General features: G+C 72.1%; 14 protein-coding genes. 9 read left to right on the plus strand and 5 right to left on the minus strand.

What is annotated here, in order from left to right:
* Positions 1–408 (minus strand): YciI family protein, encoded by a 408-nt coding sequence (locus ACIPJI_RS05395; RefSeq protein WP_307705844.1) that lies wholly within the window; start codon positions 406–408, stop codon positions 1–3.
* 317 nt (positions 409–725) lie between these two features.
* Between ACIPJI_RS05395 and ACIPJI_RS05400 the strand changes: the two genes are divergently transcribed.
* Both ACIPJI_RS05400 and ACIPJI_RS05405 read left to right on the plus strand, forming a co-directional pair.
* On the plus strand, positions 726–1,118 hold the full coding sequence (locus ACIPJI_RS05400; RefSeq protein ID WP_356624323.1) for a ribonuclease: 393 nt from the start codon (positions 726–728) through the stop codon (positions 1,116–1,118).
* 40 nt (positions 1,119–1,158) lie between these two features.
* The gene (locus ACIPJI_RS05405; RefSeq protein ID WP_402244568.1) at positions 1,159–1,545 is read left to right on the plus strand and encodes a barstar family protein; all 387 of its coding nucleotides are present in this window, start codon (positions 1,159–1,161) and stop codon (positions 1,543–1,545) included.
* A 61-nt stretch (positions 1,546–1,606) separates the two neighbouring features.
* Here ACIPJI_RS05405 and ACIPJI_RS05410 read toward each other — a convergent pair whose 3' ends face one another.
* Together ACIPJI_RS05410 and ACIPJI_RS05415 are read right to left on the minus strand one after the other, a co-directional pair.
* A complete protein-coding gene (locus ACIPJI_RS05410; protein WP_402244570.1) occupies positions 1,607–3,145 on the minus strand; it encodes an ankyrin repeat domain-containing protein in 1,539 nt (512 codons plus the stop codon).
* 23 nt (positions 3,146–3,168) lie between these two features.
* Positions 3,169–4,062, minus strand: coding sequence for a hypothetical protein (locus ACIPJI_RS05415; protein ID WP_307705840.1), 894 nt, complete (start codon positions 4,060–4,062; stop codon positions 3,169–3,171).
* Positions 4,063–4,364: 302 nt separating this feature from the next.
* Here ACIPJI_RS05415 and ACIPJI_RS05420 point away from each other — a divergent pair, with 302 nt between their 5' ends.
* Positions 4,365–5,132: a serine protease gene (locus ACIPJI_RS05420; RefSeq protein WP_356624316.1), complete on the plus strand. Its 768-nt coding sequence runs from the start codon at positions 4,365–4,367 to the stop codon at positions 5,130–5,132.
* 65 nt (positions 5,133–5,197) lie between these two features.
* Here the strand turns inward: ACIPJI_RS05420 and ACIPJI_RS05425 are convergent, their stop codons facing one another.
* The gene (locus ACIPJI_RS05425) at positions 5,198–6,979 is read right to left on the minus strand and encodes a beta-galactosidase family protein (RefSeq protein ID WP_402244572.1); all 1,782 of its coding nucleotides are present in this window, start codon (positions 6,977–6,979) and stop codon (positions 5,198–5,200) included.
* A 114-nt stretch (positions 6,980–7,093) separates the two neighbouring features.
* On the opposite strand from ACIPJI_RS05425, the gene ACIPJI_RS05430 reads away from it, so the two are divergent.
* The 5 genes from ACIPJI_RS05430 (at position 7,094) to ACIPJI_RS05450 (ending at position 14,457) form a co-directional block, all read left to right on the plus strand.
* On the plus strand, positions 7,094–7,981 hold the full coding sequence (locus tag ACIPJI_RS05430) for an AraC family transcriptional regulator (protein ID WP_356624312.1): 888 nt from the start codon (positions 7,094–7,096) through the stop codon (positions 7,979–7,981).
* 11 nt (positions 7,982–7,992) lie between these two features.
* Entirely contained in the window at positions 7,993–8,319 is a 327-nt protein-coding gene (locus ACIPJI_RS05435) for a chorismate mutase (RefSeq protein WP_159693009.1), read from the plus strand.
* A 127-nt stretch (positions 8,320–8,446) separates the two neighbouring features.
* Positions 8,447–10,939 (plus strand): aminopeptidase N, encoded by a 2,493-nt coding sequence (gene pepN / locus ACIPJI_RS05440; protein ID WP_356624310.1) that lies wholly within the window; start codon positions 8,447–8,449, stop codon positions 10,937–10,939.
* A 741-nt stretch (positions 10,940–11,680) separates the two neighbouring features.
* Positions 11,681–13,045, plus strand: coding sequence for a pyridoxal phosphate-dependent decarboxylase family protein (locus ACIPJI_RS05445; RefSeq protein WP_402244574.1), 1,365 nt, complete (start codon positions 11,681–11,683; stop codon positions 13,043–13,045).
* The gene (locus ACIPJI_RS05450) at positions 13,042–14,457 is read left to right on the plus strand and encodes a lysine N(6)-hydroxylase/L-ornithine N(5)-oxygenase family protein (protein ID WP_402244576.1); all 1,416 of its coding nucleotides are present in this window, start codon (positions 13,042–13,044) and stop codon (positions 14,455–14,457) included. The genes ACIPJI_RS05445 and ACIPJI_RS05450 overlap by 4 nt, the downstream gene beginning before the upstream one ends.
* Positions 14,458–14,476: 19 nt before the next feature.
* Here the strand turns inward: ACIPJI_RS05450 and ACIPJI_RS05455 are convergent, their stop codons facing one another.
* Positions 14,477–16,288 carry a 5'-nucleotidase C-terminal domain-containing protein gene (locus ACIPJI_RS05455; RefSeq protein WP_356624305.1) on the minus strand — a complete coding sequence of 604 codons (1,812 nt, stop codon included), beginning with the start codon at positions 16,286–16,288 and terminating at the stop codon, positions 14,477–14,479.
* Between the two features lie 178 nt (positions 16,289–16,466).
* On the opposite strand from ACIPJI_RS05455, the gene ACIPJI_RS05460 reads away from it, so the two are divergent.
* Positions 16,467–17,180, plus strand: a complete 714-nt coding sequence (locus ACIPJI_RS05460; protein ID WP_307705832.1) for an SIMPL domain-containing protein — start codon at positions 16,467–16,469, stop codon at positions 17,178–17,180.
* Positions 17,181–17,292: the final 112 nt, after the last annotated feature.

Here is a 17,292-nt window from a genome sequence, read left to right on the forward strand (position 1 = left end):
TCACTCCGTGATGGTGGGCGACACGCCGTAGAACGGGCGCAGCTCGAGCCACTCGTGGATCGGCTTCCCGCCCGCCCCAGGGGCGGCCGACAGCTCCCCGGCCAGCTCGACGGCGCGCTCGTAGCTGTCGACGTCGATCACCATCCAGCCGGCGATGAGGTCCTTGGTCTCGGCGAACGGGCCGTCGGTGACCGGCGGGCGGCCCTCGCCGTCGTACCGGACCCACGTCCCCTCGGGGGCGAGCGCCTGACCGTCGACGAACTCGCCGGTCTTCTCGAGCCGGTCCGCGAAGTCCTGCATGTACTGCATGTGGGCCGAGATCTCCTCCGGCGTCCACCGGTCCATGGGCACGTCGTTGACCGCCGCCGGGGCGCCGCGGTAGTGCTTGAGAAGCAGGTACTTGGCCATCGTGTTCTCCTCGGTGCTGTGCGGCCCATTGTGGTCGCGTTCACTGCGGGGACGGAGCCGGTCACGGGTTCTCGACATCGCCGTCCAGATTTTTTCCGGCTCTCCTGGATGATCCCGGCTGAGCCCTCTCGCGGTGGACCGGTCCGCGGCGTGGCGCGAGGGCGGGACGGAGGCCGTACGGTGCCCGGCAGGAGAACCGAGGGGCGGGCGGAGAGCGTGTGAAGATCGGCGGTCACAGTTCCCGACTTCGGTGAACGTCCGGAGAATTCAGGGGAGTTGACGTTGACCCGTCAAGGTCTACGCGCATCAATCGACGTATGCGAATCCCCCCACGAATCGCCACCCTCGGTGGCATCGCCGCCCTTGTCCCGGCTCTCCTGATCGGTGGGCATACCGCCACGGCCGCCCCCGCCGGGGCGCTCGCTGTCGGTGACATCTGCTACTCCGCGCTGCCGAGCCAGGCCCACGACACGCTCGACCTGATCGAGCAGGGCGGACCGTTCCCCTACGAGCAGGACGGCACCGTCTTCCAGAACCGCGAGGGCATCCTGCCGTCGCACTCGACGGGCTACTACCACGAGTACACGGTCGTCACCCCGGGCTCACCGACCCGTGGCGCGCGCCGCATCGTCACCGGTGACGCGCACCAGGAGGACTACTACACCGCCGACCACTACGAGTCGTTCGACCTCGTCGACCACGGCTGCTGAATCCGGCCCGCCGTCCGGCCCTGCCGGTAGCCTCCGCCCCATGACGACGACCTATGTGATCGAAGGGGCGGAGGTCACCGGCCTGGACAGCTTCTTCAAAGCGGTCGGCGAAGCCGTCAACGGTCCGGGCGGCTACTTCGGCCGCAACCTCGACGCCCTCGCCGACTGTCTGAGCGGCGGCTTCGGCACCCCGGCCGACGGTGACTTCGTCTTCGAATGGCACGATCACGAACTCTCCCGGCGGGCACTCGGCCGGGAGGAGACCGTGCGGCAGCTGGGGCTGCGGGCCCAGCGCGTCCCTCCCGCCGACCGGGCAGAGGTGCTGGAACACCTGGCGCGGGTACGGGCGGGGCAGGGGCCGACCGTCTTCGACTGGATCGTGCAGGTCTTCGAGGAGCGTGCGCCCGGCAGGCTCCTACTCCGCTGATGTGCGCACCGGGCAGACCCTCGACGCCCTGCCGCCCGGCGCACCGGCAGGCAGGGAGTTGTCAGGGGCGGCGCGGCAGGGTCCCCTCGAGACGGCGCCTGAGCCGTTCGTCCCGCAGGTGGCGTACCGCGTTCGCCGCCGTGTCGTGGGCATAGCCGTCGGGGTCCTCGTCCGCGAGCAGCCGCACCAGTACGTCCTCGGCCCGCGGGTCCTGGCGCATCGCCAGGCCCCTGGCGGCCTCGGCCACCGTCTCCGGGTCGGGGTCCTCGGCCCGGGCGGCGAGCGCGTCGCGGATCTCGGGCGTGTCGGCGTCGACGCCCGCCAGTGCCGTCGTCGCCCAGTCCCGTACCGGCGCCTGCTCGTCCTTCGTGAGCGTGATCAGCGTCCGTACCGCCTCCGCGTGGTCCCCGGGCACCAGCCCGACGAGCGCCAGCGCCACCCGAAGGCGCACCGCGGCGTTCGGGTTGTCCGCGTGACGCAGCATCTCGGGGAGGGCGGCCGGATCGCCGTGGTGGCCGAGCCCGAGGAGCACCGCCTGGAGCAGCTCGGGATCCGTCGCCTCCCGGGACAGTTCGCGCAGCATCGGCAGGGCCCGCGCGGCGAACGGCCGCACGACCTGCCCGTCCGGCCCCGCGGTGAAGCCGAGCCGGCCCAGCACGTCGGCGGCGAACGTCTGCCGCAGGACGTCGTCGCCCGCGCACCAGGCGGCGGCCTCCAGAAAGGTCTCCTCGTCGCCGCGTCGCCACAGCGCCGTCACCGCCTCGATCCACTCGTCCCGCTCCGGGCTGCCGTGGAGCAGGGCGCGTTCCGCCAGGGCGGCGTACGGGGTGCGCAGGCCGAGCCGCTCCTCGAGGAGCGTGGCGATCGCCCCGTGGCCGGTCTGCTGCTCGTTGCCCGCCGTCGGCTTTCCGTCGTGCAGCACCTCGACCACGACCGTCGCCCCGCCGTCCTCCTCGACGCGCCGTGACACCGTCTCGGCCCCGGGCTCGTACGCGAGCAGCCCCCGGCGCAGTTCCTCCTCCACGTCGAGCGTCATCCACCGGCGGGCCTCCTCCAAGGCCTCCTCCAGCGTCTCGGCCCGCGCGCCGGCGCCGTGCCGCAGCAGGGCCCGCACCGTCGAGGGTGAGCCGCGGCGGGCGGCGAGCACCAGCGGCGCCTCGCCGGCCGGGCCGGGCAGGTCGGGGTCGGCGCCGTACTCCAGCAGCGCCTCCACCGTCTCGGTGCGTCCCTGACCGACCGCCCAGATCATCGGGGTGAAGCCCAGCAGCTCACGGCGGTCCGGGGCGGCGCCGGCGGCGAGCAGCGCCCGCACGGCCTCGGTGTGCCCCCAGACCGCGGCCCCGCACAGCGGCAGGTCGCCGTCCTCCGGGCCGCAGGCGCGGTCGGGATCGGCGCCGGCGGCGAGCAGCAGCCGTACGATGCCCGCCTCGTTGCTCGTCGCCGCCAGATACAGGGCGGTCCTGCCGTCCTCGTCGGTGCTCTGAGGGTCCGTGCCCGCCCGCAGCAACCGCACCACGGCGTCGTCGTCGCTGTTGTAGAACGCCTCGAACAGTTCCCGCGCCGCTGCGGCCGGTTCCTGAGCCGCCGGTTGGTTCGTCATGGTCCGACCCTACGGAAGCAGGGTCAGGTGTCGCATTCGAGAACGGTCCGGCACAGGCCGCAGCGGGCCCGCACCCGCCCGCGCACCGGCACCCGGATGCGCTGGTGGCAGGTGGTGCACGGGAAGGACACCCGGAGCCCTTCCGGCCCGTGCTCGAAGGCGTACGCGAACGGTCCGGACGCCGCAGCGCCCGGATGGTCCCTGGCGTGCCGGCGGTCCTTCGCGTAGCGGAGCCTGCCCAGCCGGCCGGCCGTGGTCAGCGGGGGCTGCTGCGCCTCGAGCAGCGCCTGCGCGCGGCCACGGGTGTACGCGTGGTACGCCTGCGGGCTGGTGAACCAGGTCCGCGGGTCCTCGTCGAAGGCCATCGCCCGCCCGGCGAGGACGTAGCCGAACTCCTCAGGGGTGAGGTAGCCGAGCTTCTGGCTGGAGACGGCGTCCTCGCGGAAGGCGTCCAGCAGCAGCCAGCCGGCGCCCAGGTACGTGGTCACGGTGTCGGTGAGGATCTCGTTGTCGCGGGTGCCCGGGAACGACAGATCCAGCCGGTGCAGCAGAACATGGGTGATCTCGTGCGCGAGGGCGGCGCCGATGTCCCGGCGATGGGTACGGAACCGGTCGTTCAGTTCGATGAAGTACTCGGGTCCGGCGGTCAGTTCGACGCTCGCAGCGTGCTCCATCTCCCGGAAGCCGACGATCACCCGGGCGTCCGGCAGCCGCAGATGGTGCACGAGGGCACGTGCGACGCGCTGCGCCCCCAGATGCAGGTCGTCACTGTCGCCGAAGGCCACGTCGGCGGGCAGCACGCTGGGCGCATAGGAGAGGACGCTCTCGGGGGAGAGTCGCCGGTACAGCGCGGTGATCGCCGACCGCACGGTGTCCAGGTGCGGGAAGCCGTGCACGACCTCGCTGCCGTTGCCCACTCCCGTACCCCCATGCCTCCTGTACGGCTTCCGCGTCCCGCGCGGCTCCGGGTCCGCTGCGCCCGGCCGCCCGCCCGAGCAGGCTTCAACTCTACGGCGCCAAGGGGGCGGGGCGGGGCTCGCGGCCGGCGGGGACTGGCTGAAAGGCGCTTCTTGTGGTGTCCGCTACCCGGGTCTCATACTCCGGACAGCGTCTTGTCGAGCACATGTCACCAATGGGCCACCCAGATGTATCACCCAGCGGTGCCGAACAGCTGTGCCCGGCCGGGCTATCCCCTCAACCCCCCACGAGAGGCACTCAGTTGAAGCTTCTTAGCGCGCTCAAGAGATGTGTCGCCGCCGGTGCCGTCATCCTCGCCGCCGTCAGCCTCCAGCCCACCTCCGCCTCCGCCGCCGCCCCGCCCGTGGTCGGCGGCACCCGCGCGGCACAAGGTGAGTTCCCGTTCATGGTCCGGCTCTCCATGGGCTGCGGAGGCGCCCTCTACGCCAAGGACATCGTGCTCACCGCGGCCCACTGCGTCAGCGGCTCCGGCAACAACACCAGCATCACGGCCACCGCCGGCGTCGTGGACCTCCGGAGCTCGAGCGCCATCAAGGTCCGCTCCACCAAGGTCCTGCAGGCCCCCGGCTACAACGGCACGGGCAAGGACTGGGCCCTGATCAAGCTCGCCCAGCCCATCGACCTGCCCACGCTGAAGATCGCCGAGACCACCGCGTACAACAGCGGCACCTTCACCGTCGCCGGATGGGGCGCGGCCCGTGAGGGCGGCGCACAGCAGCGCTACCTGCTCAAGGCCCAGGTCCCGTTCGTCTCCGACGCGGCCTGCGGGCAGGCGTACGACGAACTCGTCGCGAACGAGGAGATCTGCGCCGGCTACAACGAGGGCGGCGTCGACACCTGCCAGGGCGACTCCGGCGGACCCATGTTCCGCAAGGACAACGCCGGCGCCTGGACCCAGGTCGGCATCGTCAGCTGGGGCTACGGCTGCGCCCGGGCCGGCTACCCCGGCGTCTACACCGAGGTGTCCACCTTCGCGTCCGCCATCAAGTCGGCGGCCGCCACCCTGTAGAGAACCCCGCACAGAACCGGACACGGCGAAGGGGCAGGCCCGACGGCCTGCCCCTCCGTCACGGCTCACCCCGGCCGTACGGCGGCGTCCGCCGCCACGCACTCCAGCCGTACGTCGGCCTCCGCCGCGGCGCACTCCAGCTCCAGCACCCACACCTCGTTGGCGCCGGCGCGCAGCACCGGCCCCGGCACATACAGCGGCCTGACCGGCCCCGCCGACCAGTAGCGCCCCAGGTTGAACCCGTTCACCCACACGAAACCCCTGGTCCAGCCCGGCAGTTCCAGCCCCGCGTCACCCGGCTCCGCCACCTCGAACGTCCCCCGGTACAGGCCGGCCGCCCCCGCCGGAGGGACACACCACGGCATTTTGGCCAGCGCCGCCGGCTCCTCGAACGCCTCCAGCCGCAGTGCGCACGCCCGCACACCGTGCAGGAACTGCCGCTCGTGCAGCACCCCGCCGGTGATGCCCTTCGGCTCGCCCGTCAGGGGCCCGTAGTTGACCCGGCCCAGCGAATCCACCCACAGCTCCACCGACGCCGGACCCGCCACCGGCACCCCCAGCGCCGGCGTCCCGCCGTCCAGCACCCCCACCCGCACACCGTCGACGAACATCACCGCGCGGTCGCGCAGCCCCGCCACCCGCAGCGGATACGGCTCCCGCGGCCCCGGGACCTCGACCCGGTAGCGCACCAGGCCCCGCCCGACACCCAGCTCCTCGAACGTCAGCGGCATCGGGGCCTCGCACTCGTCGTCGCCGAGCAGCCGCAGCACCGTCTCCGGCGGAGCCCACTCGGCGAGCTCCACCCGCACCGGCGCCGACAGGACCGCCGGAGCCGGCGGAGGCTCCGGCAGCGGTCCTTCCTGATACTCGGCGAGGATCTCCCGGAACCGCCAGAACTTCTCCGTCGGCCGGCCCGCCTCGTCGACGGGCGCGTCGTAGTCGTAGGACGTCACCGTCGGCTCGAACCCGCCGTCGTGCAGCTCACCCGACCGGTTCGCGCCCGCCCAGCCGCCGAAACTCGTCCCGCCGTGAGCCATGTACACATTCACCGAGGCGCCGGCCTCGAGGATCTCCCGCAGCGCCCGCGCCGCGTCCTCGGCGTCCCGGCGCGCCGGCTCGGCCCCCCAGTGCTCGAACCAGCCGCACCAGAACTCCATGCACATCAGCGGCCCCTCCGGACGGTGCCGGCGCAGCGCCGCGAACGCCTCCGCGGCGCCCGACCCGAAGTTCACCGTGGCCAGCACACCGGGCACCGAACCGCCCGACAGCATGTGGTCCTCCGGACCGTCGGACGTGAACAGCGGCACGCTCACCCCGCACGACCGCAACAGCTCCACCAACTGCCGCAGATATCCGCCGTCCGAGCCGTAACTGCCGTACTCGTTCTCCACCTGCACCATCACCACGGGCCCGCCGCGCGTGATCTCGCGCTCCACCACCTGCGGCAGCAGCCTGGTGAACCAGCGCTCCACATGCCCCAGATACTCCGCATCCTCCGTACGCGCCCGCCGCCCGACCCGGCCGGTCAGCCAGAACGGAAGGCCGCCGTTCTCCCACTCGGCGCAGATGTACGGACCCGGCCGCACGATCGCCCACATCCCCGCCGCGTGCACCGCGTCCAGGAACCGCCCCAGCGCCCCGTCGTCCGCGTACCTGCCCGGCTCCGGCTCGTGCAGATTCCACGGGACGTACGTCTCCACACAGTTGAGGCCCATCGCCCGCAGCATCGACAACCGGTGGCCCCACTGGCCCTCGTGCACCCGGAAATAGTGCAGCGCCCCCGACAGCAGCCGCACCGGCCGCCCGTCCAGCAGGAAATCCGTGTCACCCACGGTGAAGTCAGCCACCGGCCCGTCCCTCTCTCGCAAACCGCCGCCCCCACGATCACCCCTGGCGCGCAGCCGGTCCATGGACAAAGATCGGCTCTCCTTGGACTGGCCGGGAAGGAGCGACGAATCGGCATGTACCACACCTGGATGCGCTATTTCACCCCGAGCCCCCTGCACCACCGGCTCGGACTGGTGTGCCTCGGCGTCGGCCTCCAGCACGGCAGCCTCCCCACCGTCGGCCCCCGCACCCTCGACCACCACGTCGCCGTCGTCATCAGCGCGGGCAGCGGCTGGTACCGCGCCGCCGACGGGCGGCGCACCACCGTCACCGGGCCCGCCCTCATCTGGCTCACCCCCGGCGTCCCCCACCACTACGGCCCCGACCCCGCTGCCGGCTGGGACGAAGCGTTCGTCGACTTCACCGGCCCCGCCGCCACCACCTACACCGAACTCGGCTACATCGAGCCCGACCGGCCCGTCGTACCCCTGTCCGACGCCGCCGGCGCACGGGCCGCCGTCGGCAAGATCGCCCGCGCCGCCCGCCGCGGCAACCCCCTCCTCGAGGTCGAGACCGGCGCCGCCGTCCACGAACTGCTCGTCGCCCTGCGCCGCGCCCGCGCCGACCTCGGCCCCGACGGCGACCCCGTCCTCACCGCACTCGCCCGCGACGCCTTCCGGCCGATGTCCGTCGCCGAACACGCCGCCCGCCACGGCATGACCCCCGCCGAACTGCGCACCGCCGTACGCCGCGGCGCCGGCTGCAGCCCCAAGGACTACCTCCTCGGCATCCGCCTCGGCCGCGCCAAGGAACTCCTCGCCGCCACCGACCTGCCCGTCGCCGCCGTCGCCCGCCGCGTCGGATACGAGGACCCGGCGTACTTCTCCCGCCTGTTCACCCGCCGCGTCGGACTCGCCCCCGTCCGCTTCAGGGACCAGCAGGGCAGGGCCGTACCCGGCGGCTGGAGCACCCGCGTCCCGGACCCTGAACACCCTCCGACCATCGGTGTCCGGCCGACGTAAGCTCCCTGACCATGACCACGAGTGACATCGACGAATCCGTGCGCGCCGAGCTCGACCGCCTGCGCGCGAGCATCGACAACATCGACGCCGCCGTCGTCCACATGCTCGCCGAGCGATTCAAGTGCACCCAGCAGGTCGGCCACCTCAAGGCCCAGCACCACCTGCCGCCCGCCGACCCCGCCCGCGAGGCCCGACAGATCGCACGGCTGCGCCAGCTCGCGGAGAGCGCGAAACTCGACCCGGCGTTCGCGGAGAAACTGCTGAACTTCATCATCGCCGAGGTGATCCGCCACCACGAGCAGATCGCCGACCAGCCCGGCGAGCGCCCACAGCACTGAATCACCGGACCCGCGCGCCGCGCCCGCCCCACCCCGCCCGAACGCCCGCGCGCGGGACGGGGGTGTGCGCTGACAGCGCAACCACCACCCCGTGTGCCGACCCGGGCCCATCAGGCAGCATGGGCCCATGTCCGTACTGACGCGCGACGAAGCGCAGACCCGAGCCCGGCAACTCGACGTACACCGGTACACGATCGACCTCGATCTCACCACCGGCGACGAGACCTTCGACTCCCGAACCGTCATCCACTTCACCGCGAAAGCGGCCGGTGACACCTTCGTCGAGATCAAGCCCGCCGAGCTCCGCTCCCTCACGCTCGACGGACAACCCCTCGACCCCGCCGCACTCACCGAGAACCGGATCCCCCTGACCGGTCTCGGCGCCGGCGAGCACGAACTGCGCGTCGACGCGCGGATGAGCTACTCCCGCACCGGCGAAGGCATGCACCGCTTCACCGACCCCAGCGACGGCGAGACGTACGTCTACACCCAGCTGTTCATGGACGACGTCCAGCGCGTCTTCGCCGCCTTCGACCAGCCCGACCTCAAGGCCGTCTTCGAACTCTCCGTCACCGCGCCCGAAGCGTGGACCGTCCTCGGCAACGGCGTCGCCACCCACCACGGCGAGGGCCGCTGGACCTGCGCGCCCACCCCGCTGCTCTCCACCTACCTGGTCGCCGTCGCCGCCGGACCCTGGCACTCCGTACGCACCGAGCACGCCGGACTGCCCTTCGGCATCCACTGCCGCCGGTCGCTGGCCCCCTACCTCGACGCCGACGCCGACGAACTCCTCGACATCACCCGGCAGTGCTACGACCGCTACCACGAGAAGTTCGAGGAGCCCTACCCCTTCGACTCCTACGACCAGGCCTTCGTCCCCGAGTTCAACGCCGGCGCCATGGAGAACCCTGGCCTCGTCACCTTCCGCGACGAATTCGTCTACCGCTCCGCCGTCACCGACACCCAGCGCCAGACCCGTGCCATGGTCATCGCCCACGAGATGGCCCACATGTGGTTCGGTGACCTCGTCACCCTCAAGTGGTGGGACGACATCTGGCTGAACGAGTCCTTCGCCGAATACATGGGCTACCAGACCCTCACCGAAGCCACCCGCTTCACCGACACCTGGACCGACTTCGCCATCGCCCGCAAGTCCTGGGGCTACGACGCCGACCAGCGGCCCTCCACCCACCCCGTCGCCCCCGACCCCGACGCCGTCCCCGACACCGCGTCCGCGATGCTCAACTTCGACGGCATCTCCTACGCCAAGGGCGCCTCCGCCCTGCGCCAGCTCGTCACCTGGCTCGGCGAGAAGGACTTCCTCGCCGGCATCAACACCCACTTCGCCCGGCACAAGTTCGCCAACGCCACCCTCGCCGACTTCATCGACTCCCTCGCCGGAGCCACCGACCGCGACGTGCACGCCTGGGCCGAGTCATGGCTGCGCACCACCGGCGTCGACACCCTCACCCCCGCCGTCGCGGACACCGCGGGCGGCTGGTCACTCACCGTCGAACGCGACGGCAGCCGCCCCCACCGCATCGCCGTCGGCGCCTACGACGCCGACCCCATCGACCCCGGCCACCTCGTCCTGCGCGACCGCCTCGAGATCGACGTCCCCGAGACCGGCAGCACAGCACCCCGCCCCGGGCGCCGCCCGGCCCTCCTCGTCCTCAACGACGGCGACAGCACCTACGCCAAGGTCCGCCTCGACGCCGCCTCCTGGGCCGTCGTCGTCGACTCCCTGTCCGGCATCCCCGACGCCCTCACCCGGGCCGTCGTCTGGAACGCCGCACGCGACATGGTCCGCGACGGCGAACTCGCTCCCACCGCCTACCTCGAGACGGCCGGCACCCACCTGCCCCACGAGAACGACCTCGCCATCGTCCAGGGCGTCCTCACCTTCGCCGCCGGCCAGATCACCGACTGCTATCTCACCCCCGACCAGCGCCCCGCCGCGCTCGCCACCCTCACCCGCATCAGCCGCGCCCTGCTGCGCCGCACCGAGGACGGCAGCGACCCCGGCCTGCGCCTGACCGCCGTACGGCACTACATCGACGCCGCCACCCAGCCGGAGCCCATCCAGGAATGGCTCACCGAAGGCAGCGTCCCCGGCGGCCCCGAGCTCGACCCCGAACTGCGCTGGCGCGTCCTGACGCGTCTCGCCGTCCTCGGCGCCACCGACGACGCGGCCATCACCGCCGAACTGGAACGCGACCCGAGCGCCACCGGCCAGGAAGGCGCGGCCCGCTGCCGCGCCGCCCTCCCCACACCCGAGGCCAAGGCCGCGGCCTGGGCCCGGCTCTTCACCGGCGACGACCTGTCCAACTACCTGTTCGCGGCCACCGCGCAGGGCTTCTGGCAGCCCGAGCAGGCCGACCTGGTACGCGAGTACGTCCCGCGCTTCTACCCCGACGCCGTCGCCCTCGCCGCCCGCCGCGGCCCGGCCATCGCAGAAGCCTGCGGCCGATACGCCTTCCCCGTCCACGCCGTCGACGCCGAGGCGCTGAGCGCGGGGGAGGCCTGCCTGGCCGGGACGGACATGCTCCCGGCCCTGCGCCGCAAGCTGGCCGACCAGATCGACGACCTGCGCAGGGCCCTGCGGGTCCGGGGAGCGTGACCTTTCCCCAACCGTCCCCCTACGGTCTGGCGGCCGTGGGGGGAGCCCCACTTCCCGAAACCGGGGCAAGCCCCGGACCCACGTACCGCGCTTCGCGCGGTGCCCTGAATCTCCCCTACGGCCTGGCGGCCGTGGGAGGTGCCCCAGGCGGGCTGATTTTCGCTCCGCGAAATCAGCCGTGCCGGCGGCGCCTGCCGTGCCGCGGTGCCGGCGGTGCCGGCGGTGCCCCGTGCCGGCGGCGCCTGCCGTGCCCGCGGTGCCTGCGGTGCCCGCGGTGCCGGCGGTGCCCGCGGTGCCCGCCGTGCCTGCGGTGTCCGCGGTGCCGGCGGTGCCTGCCGTGCCCGCCGTGCCGCGGTGCCGGCGGCGCCTGCGGTGCCCGCCGTGCCGCCGTGCCCGCCGTGCCGCCGTGCCGGCGGCGCCTGCCTCGGACTCCCCGGCGGGGGCATTTCCAGCCTCGCCGGCGTTTGAGGCGCGGGGGTGCGGGGGCGGAGCCCCCGTAAGCACCGCGCGGAGCGCGGTGGCGGGTCCGGGCAGAGCCCGGTTCGGGAAGGGGCGGGTGGGGGACAGGCCCGCCGCAGGCGCCCCATACCAGCCGCCGAGCCCCCACCCCCTCCCTCCCGCAATGCGATACCACTTTCGGGTTCCGATCGTTGAGATCTGCGGGCGCCCCGCCGGGCCCCTCGCCACCGTGGGGTGACACCCGTCGTGTGACACCCGCGCCTCGCCGAAGGACCCCGCCTCATGAACACCCCGCCCCTCGCGGGAGGAATCACCGGCCCCGACGCCCTGCGCCCCCTGCTCGCGCTCGTGCTCGACGCACTCGGCGAAGGCGCGATCGCTCGCGGCGGCCCCGTACCCGCCGGCGGGCCGGACGCCGTCGCCGCACGGATGCGCCAGAGCCTCGGGGACGTCCTCCCGGAGCACGGCGCCGGCGCCGCCCCCGCCCTGCGCACCCTCGTCCGCGCCCTCGCCCACGGCGCCGCCGACCCCGCCGACCCCCTGTGCGCGGCCCACCTCCACACGCCGCCCCTCGCGCTGGCCGTCGCCGCCGACCTCGCCGCCTCCGCGCTCAACCCGTCCATGGACTCCTGGGACCAGGCACCCGCGGCCTCCGAACTGGAGGCACAGGTCACCCACGTACTCGCGGCGGAGGTGTACCCCGGGCACACCGCCCCCGACGCGATCGTCACCACCGGCGGCACCGAGTCCAACCAGCTCGCCCTCCTCCTCGCACGCGAGCGCGTCGGTACACCGGTCCAGGTCGTCTGCGACGACAGCGCCCACCACTCGGTCGGCCGCGCCGCCTGGCTCCTGGGACTGCCCCGGCCGCTCACCGTCCCCCTGAACGACCCCGCCGCACTGGACGACACACTGACCCGCCTCCACGGCCCGGTCCTCGTCGTCGCCACCGCGGGCACCACCGACACGGGCCGCATCGACCCCCTCGGCCGGATCGCCGACCTCGCCGACCGCCACCGCGCCGAACTGCACATCGACGCCTCCTACGGCGGCCCGCTCCTCTTCAGCAACGAACGCCGCCACCTCCTCACCGGCCTGGAACGCGCCCACTCCGTCACGCTCGACCTGCACAAACTCGGCTGGCAGCCCGTCGCCGCCGGACTCCTCGCCGTACCCGACACCACTCGTCTCGCCCCGCTCGGCCACACCGCCGAATACCTCAACGCGGAGGACGACACCGACGCCGGCCTGCCCGACCTCCTCGGCCGCTCCCTGCGCACCACCCGCCGGCCCGACATCCTCAAGATCGCCGTCACCCTCAAAGCACTCGGCCGCACCGGCCTCGCCGCCCTCGTCGACCGCACCTGCGCCGCCGCCCACGACCTCGCGGACCTGGTCGACAAGAACCCGCGCCTGGAGCTCTACGAACGGCCCACCCTCTCCACCGTCCTGTTCCGGCCCACCGGCGCGAGCGACGAACAGACGGCGGAGATCCGGCGCGCCCTGCTCGTGCAGGGGCGCGCCGTCCTCGGCCGGGCCCGCGCCGACGGCCGGCTCTGGCTCAAGGCCACCCTGCTCAACCCCCACATCACCAGCGGCGCCCTGCAGACCCTCACCGACCTCGTGGAAGGCAGCACCCCCCGATGACCGCCACACCACCGGCCCAGCAGCCCGATCGCCCCTACGACCTCGTCGGCATCGGCATCGGCCCGTTCAACCTCTCCCTCGCCGCGCTCGCCCACGGCGTCCCCGGCGGACTCGCCACCACCTTCTTCGAGCAGCGGTCCACCTTCCGGTGGCACCCCGGACTCCTCATCGAGGGCGCCACCCTCCAGGTCCCGTTCCTCGCCGACCTCGTCACCCTGGCGGACCCCGCGAGCCCCTGGTCGTTCCTCAACTACCTGCGCGCCCGCGACCGGCTCTTCCCCTTCTACTTCGCGGAGCGCTTCCGCATCCAGCGCGCCGAATACGACGCCTACTGCCGCTGGGTCGGCGACAACCTCCCCGGCCTGCACTTCGGCCACCAGGTCGACGCCGTCCGCTGGAACACCGAACGCGACCTGTTCGAGGTCGACTTCACCCAGCTCGACACCGACGGCGAGGCCGAGGCGCTGGGCCGCGCCTATACCCGCAACGTCGCACTCGGCGTCGGCACCGAGCCGTACGTACCCGAACCGCTGCGCCCGCTCGCCGACGCGCCCAGCGTGCCCGTCCTCCACTCCGCCGACTACCTGGAGCACCGCGAACGGCTCCTCACCGCGGAGCACGTCACCGTCATCGGCTCGGGCCAGTCCGGCGCCGAAGTCTTCCTGGACCTGCTCCGTGCCCGCCCCGCCGGGGCCGAGAAGCTCCACTGGCTCACCCGCACCGAAGCCTTCGCACCCATGGAGTACTCCAAGCTCGGCCTCGAACACTTCACCCCCGACTACACCCGCTACTTCCACGCCCTGCCGGAAAAGGTCCGCAGCGAGCTGCTGCCCCGCCAATGGCAGCTCCACAAAGGCATCGACGCCGACACCATCGCCGCCATCCACGAGGAGCTCTACCGCCGCAGCCTGCACGGCGGCTGGCCCGACGCCGTCCTCACACCCGGCGTCACCGTCCGCACCGCCGGCCGGGTCGCAACCACCCGCGTCGAGCTCCACCTCGAACACATCCAGCAGGGCACCCGCTCCCGCCTCACCACCGACGCCGTCGTCCTCGCCACCGGCTACCGCGAACGCCCGCTCACCCGGCTCCTCGCCGGCATCGACCCCTACATCCGCCGCGACCGCGCCGGACGCCCCCTCGTCGACAGCGAATTCCGCCTCGACCTCGACCCCACCGTCAGCGGATCCCTCTACGTACAGAACGCCGAACGCCACACCCACGGCGTCGGCGCCCCCGACCTCGGGCTCGCCGCCTGGCGCAGCGCGAGCATCCTCAACTCCCTCACCGGCAAGGAGCCCTACCCGCTGCCCCGCCGCACCGCCTTCACCCGCTTCGGCCTCCAGCAGCAGGAGGCATCCGGCATTCCCGGCCAGACGCCCCCGCTCACGCCACTGGAATCACAGCGCTAGACAGTGCACCTGGGGAGGTCTAGAACACCGGCACGCCGTCCCGGGTCAGCTTCCAGCCCACCGAAGCGAACTCCGCCGGATCCACCGAACCCTTCGCCTGCACCCACGCGATGATCGTGTTCCGGATCTCCTCCGAATTCGCCCACAGCTGCTGCGCCGCGGCGATGTGCGGGAAATTGCCGCCCCCGCTCGCCCGGTAGTTGTTCACGGCGAGCACGAACCGCGCAGCCGGGTCGACCGGCGCGCCCTCGAAGGACAGCTTCACGATCCTGGAACCCGCCGGCTTCGCGATGTCGACCTCGTACGTCAGACCCGACACCGCGTCGTAGTTGTAGTCCGGCGTCCCGTTCGCGTTCGTCAGCTTCGACGTGTCCACCGGCGCCCCCGCCGGAGTCTGCACGTAGTACCGGGCCGAGAACTCCAGGTACTCCTTCAGCTGCGCACCCGTCATCAGCCGTGCCTCGAGGGTGTTCTCGAACGGGTACAGCCCCGCCGCGTCCTTGATCGTCACCTCGCCCGCCGGGATCGCCGCCGTCCGGGAGAAGCACGACGCCTGGGACAGCACCGGCAGCGCCGCGTACTCGCCGCCCGCCAGCGCCGCCTTCACCGTCTCGGCCTGGACATGGTTGATCAGGTCGATGATCGGTTCGTCCTTCCACGGCGCGGCGGCCGTGGACATCGCCGCCGTCGACGTACCGATGACCTGGTTGACGTACGCCACGACCTTCTTGTGCTCGTCACCCAGCAGACCCGTGATCTCCGGGTCCTCCGCGACCGTGTTCGAGTTCAGGACCTTCGCCCCGACCCGCTCCACCACCCAGCGGCCCTTCTGCCACACCAGGTCGAAGTCGAACAGCGTCAGCCGCTGCCCCCACTTCAGCGGCTCGGACAGAACCACCTGCTGACCGGTCTCCTTGTTGGTGACGAAGTACTCCGGTATCTCGGTGTGCGCGTGCCCCACCAGGATCGCGTCGATACCGGGCACCTGCTCGGCCACCAGACCCGCCGCGTTCTCGACGTACGGCAGCTGGTCGCCGTACGAGGAGGTGCCGCTGGAACCCGAATGCGCCGAGACGACCACCACGTCCGCGCCCATCGAGCGCAGCTTCGGCACCCACTTCGCCGCCTGCTCCTCCAGGCCGGGGAAGACCATCTTCCCGCTCACGTTCTGCTTGTCCCAGATCGCGATGCCCGGATTCGTCAGACCGAGAACGGCCACCCGCACATCACGCCCGTGCGGCGTGCGCAGCCGGTGCATGCTGTACGGCGGGAACGCGGGCCGCAGCGTCTTCGCGTCCAGCGCGTTCGCCCCGAGCAGCGGGAAGTCGCACTGCTCCTCGAATTTGCGCAGCACCGGGATGCCGTAGTTGAACTCGTGGTTGCCGAGCGCCGCGGCGTCGTAGCCGATGGCGTTCATCGCCTGCGCCATCGGGTGCACCGGACCGCGCTCGGCCGTGATCGGGTCGACCTTGGCGTAGTAGTACGACAGCTGGGTGCCCTGGATCGTGTCACCGGCGTCGATCAGCAGCGTGTTGCGCCGGCCCTTCTCCTCACGGATCTGGTTCACCAGCGTCGAGATCTTCGCCAGGCCCACATCGTTGTGCGCCTTGTCGTCGAACTCCTTGTCCGTGAAATAGTCCCAGTTGAAGACATTCCCGTGCAGATCGGTCGTCCCCAGCACGGTGAACGAGTACCGCTTCTGCGGACGCCCGCGCCCATGGTCCTTGCCCCGCTCCTCGGCCACCGCGGGCGCGGCAGCGGCACCCGCGACAGCGACACCCGCCCCGGCGGCGGCCGTCCGCTCCAGGAACGTCCTACGGTTCAGCGGCATTTCGTCTCCCTCGATCACATGCACAACGCGCGTAGATTCTGACCTAAGCGCCACCCCCGCAACACCCCTGTCAGGTTTCGATCCGATGTCCGGCCGGGGCTCGGACCGGCTGCCGGACCCGACTGTCCGACCCGGATGCGAAAGTGGGACGACCGGCCACCGCGCGAGGGAGACACCCATGGACGACGCCACACCCCCCACGCCCACCGCCCCCTACGCCACCCCCGAACAACCACGGGTCGCCGTACGCGGCGAGGCACGCATCGAATTCGACCCCGAGATCGCCCGCATCGGCATCACCATCAGCGCCCGCGGCAAGGACCGGCGCACCGCCCTCGAAGACCTCACCCGCCGCAACGCCGCCGCACTCGACCTCGTCAAGTCGTACGGCCAGGCGGTCGAAAAGCTCGAGACCGGCGCATTCTCCGTCACACCCCAGCTCACCCAGCACGGCCGGGGCGAACGCATCCACGCCTACCACGGCCGCGTCCACATCACCGCCGTACTGAGCGACTTCACCGCCCTCGGCGAGCTCACCACCCGCCTCGCCGACCTCGAACTCACCCATGTCAACGGCCCCTGGTGGTCACTGCGCCCCGACTCGCCCGCCCACGGCGAAGCCCGGCGCCAAGCCGTACGCGAAGCCGTCCAGCGCGCCCGTGAATACGCCGAAGCCATCGGCGGGCGACTCTCCGCCCTCGTCGAACTAGCCGACATCGGAGCCGAAGCCGCCCCGCCCCGCTACGCGATGCCCGCCCCTCCCGGCAGCGCACGCGGCTTCGCCGGAGCCGCCGGCGCGGAGGCCGCACCCGCCCTCGACCTCGAACCACAGCGCCAGACGGTCTACGCCCAGGTGAACGCGCGCTTCACCATGACGCCGCCGCAATTGTGAACGGACGGCGTCCTCTGCTCATCCGAGCGCCCCTGCGCGCAATTCAACACTTGTCAATAGCCTTTCATGTAAAGGTTGTTGAGTAGTCACGCACGCCCAATTCTCTACCGGC

It is taken from the genome of Streptomyces sp. NPDC086835 (assembly GCF_044745705.1).
In the GTDB taxonomy this organism is placed as follows: domain Bacteria; phylum Actinomycetota; class Actinomycetes; order Streptomycetales; family Streptomycetaceae; genus Streptomyces.

What these genes read in the sequence shown, in the direction of transcription:
- ACIPJI_RS05405 (WP_402244568.1), top strand. Translation starts at nt 1,159, where the DNA reads ATGACGACGACCTATGTGATCGAAGGGGCGGAGGTCACCGGCCTGGAC.
- ACIPJI_RS05460 (WP_307705832.1), top strand. Translation starts at nt 16,467, where the DNA reads ATGGACGACGCCACACCCCCCACGCCCACCGCCCCCTACGCCACCCCC.
- ACIPJI_RS05400 (WP_356624323.1), top strand. Translation starts at nt 726, where the DNA reads ATGCGAATCCCCCCACGAATCGCCACCCTCGGTGGCATCGCCGCCCTT.
- ACIPJI_RS05435 (WP_159693009.1), top strand. Translation starts at nt 7,993, where the DNA reads ATGACCACGAGTGACATCGACGAATCCGTGCGCGCCGAGCTCGACCGC.
- ACIPJI_RS05430 (WP_356624312.1), top strand. Translation starts at nt 7,094, where the DNA reads ATGTACCACACCTGGATGCGCTATTTCACCCCGAGCCCCCTGCACCAC.
- pepN (WP_356624310.1), top strand. Translation starts at nt 8,447, where the DNA reads ATGTCCGTACTGACGCGCGACGAAGCGCAGACCCGAGCCCGGCAACTC.
- ACIPJI_RS05445 (WP_402244574.1), top strand. Translation starts at nt 11,681, where the DNA reads ATGAACACCCCGCCCCTCGCGGGAGGAATCACCGGCCCCGACGCCCTG.
- ACIPJI_RS05450 (WP_402244576.1), top strand. Translation starts at nt 13,042, where the DNA reads ATGACCGCCACACCACCGGCCCAGCAGCCCGATCGCCCCTACGACCTC.
- ACIPJI_RS05410 (WP_402244570.1), bottom strand. Translation starts at nt 3,145, where the DNA reads ATGACGAACCAACCGGCGGCTCAGGAACCGGCCGCAGCGGCGCGGGAA.
- ACIPJI_RS05395 (WP_307705844.1), bottom strand. Translation starts at nt 408, where the DNA reads ATGGCCAAGTACCTGCTTCTCAAGCACTACCGCGGCGCCCCGGCGGCG.
- ACIPJI_RS05455 (WP_356624305.1), bottom strand. Translation starts at nt 16,288, where the DNA reads ATGCCGCTGAACCGTAGGACGTTCCTGGAGCGGACGGCCGCCGCCGGG.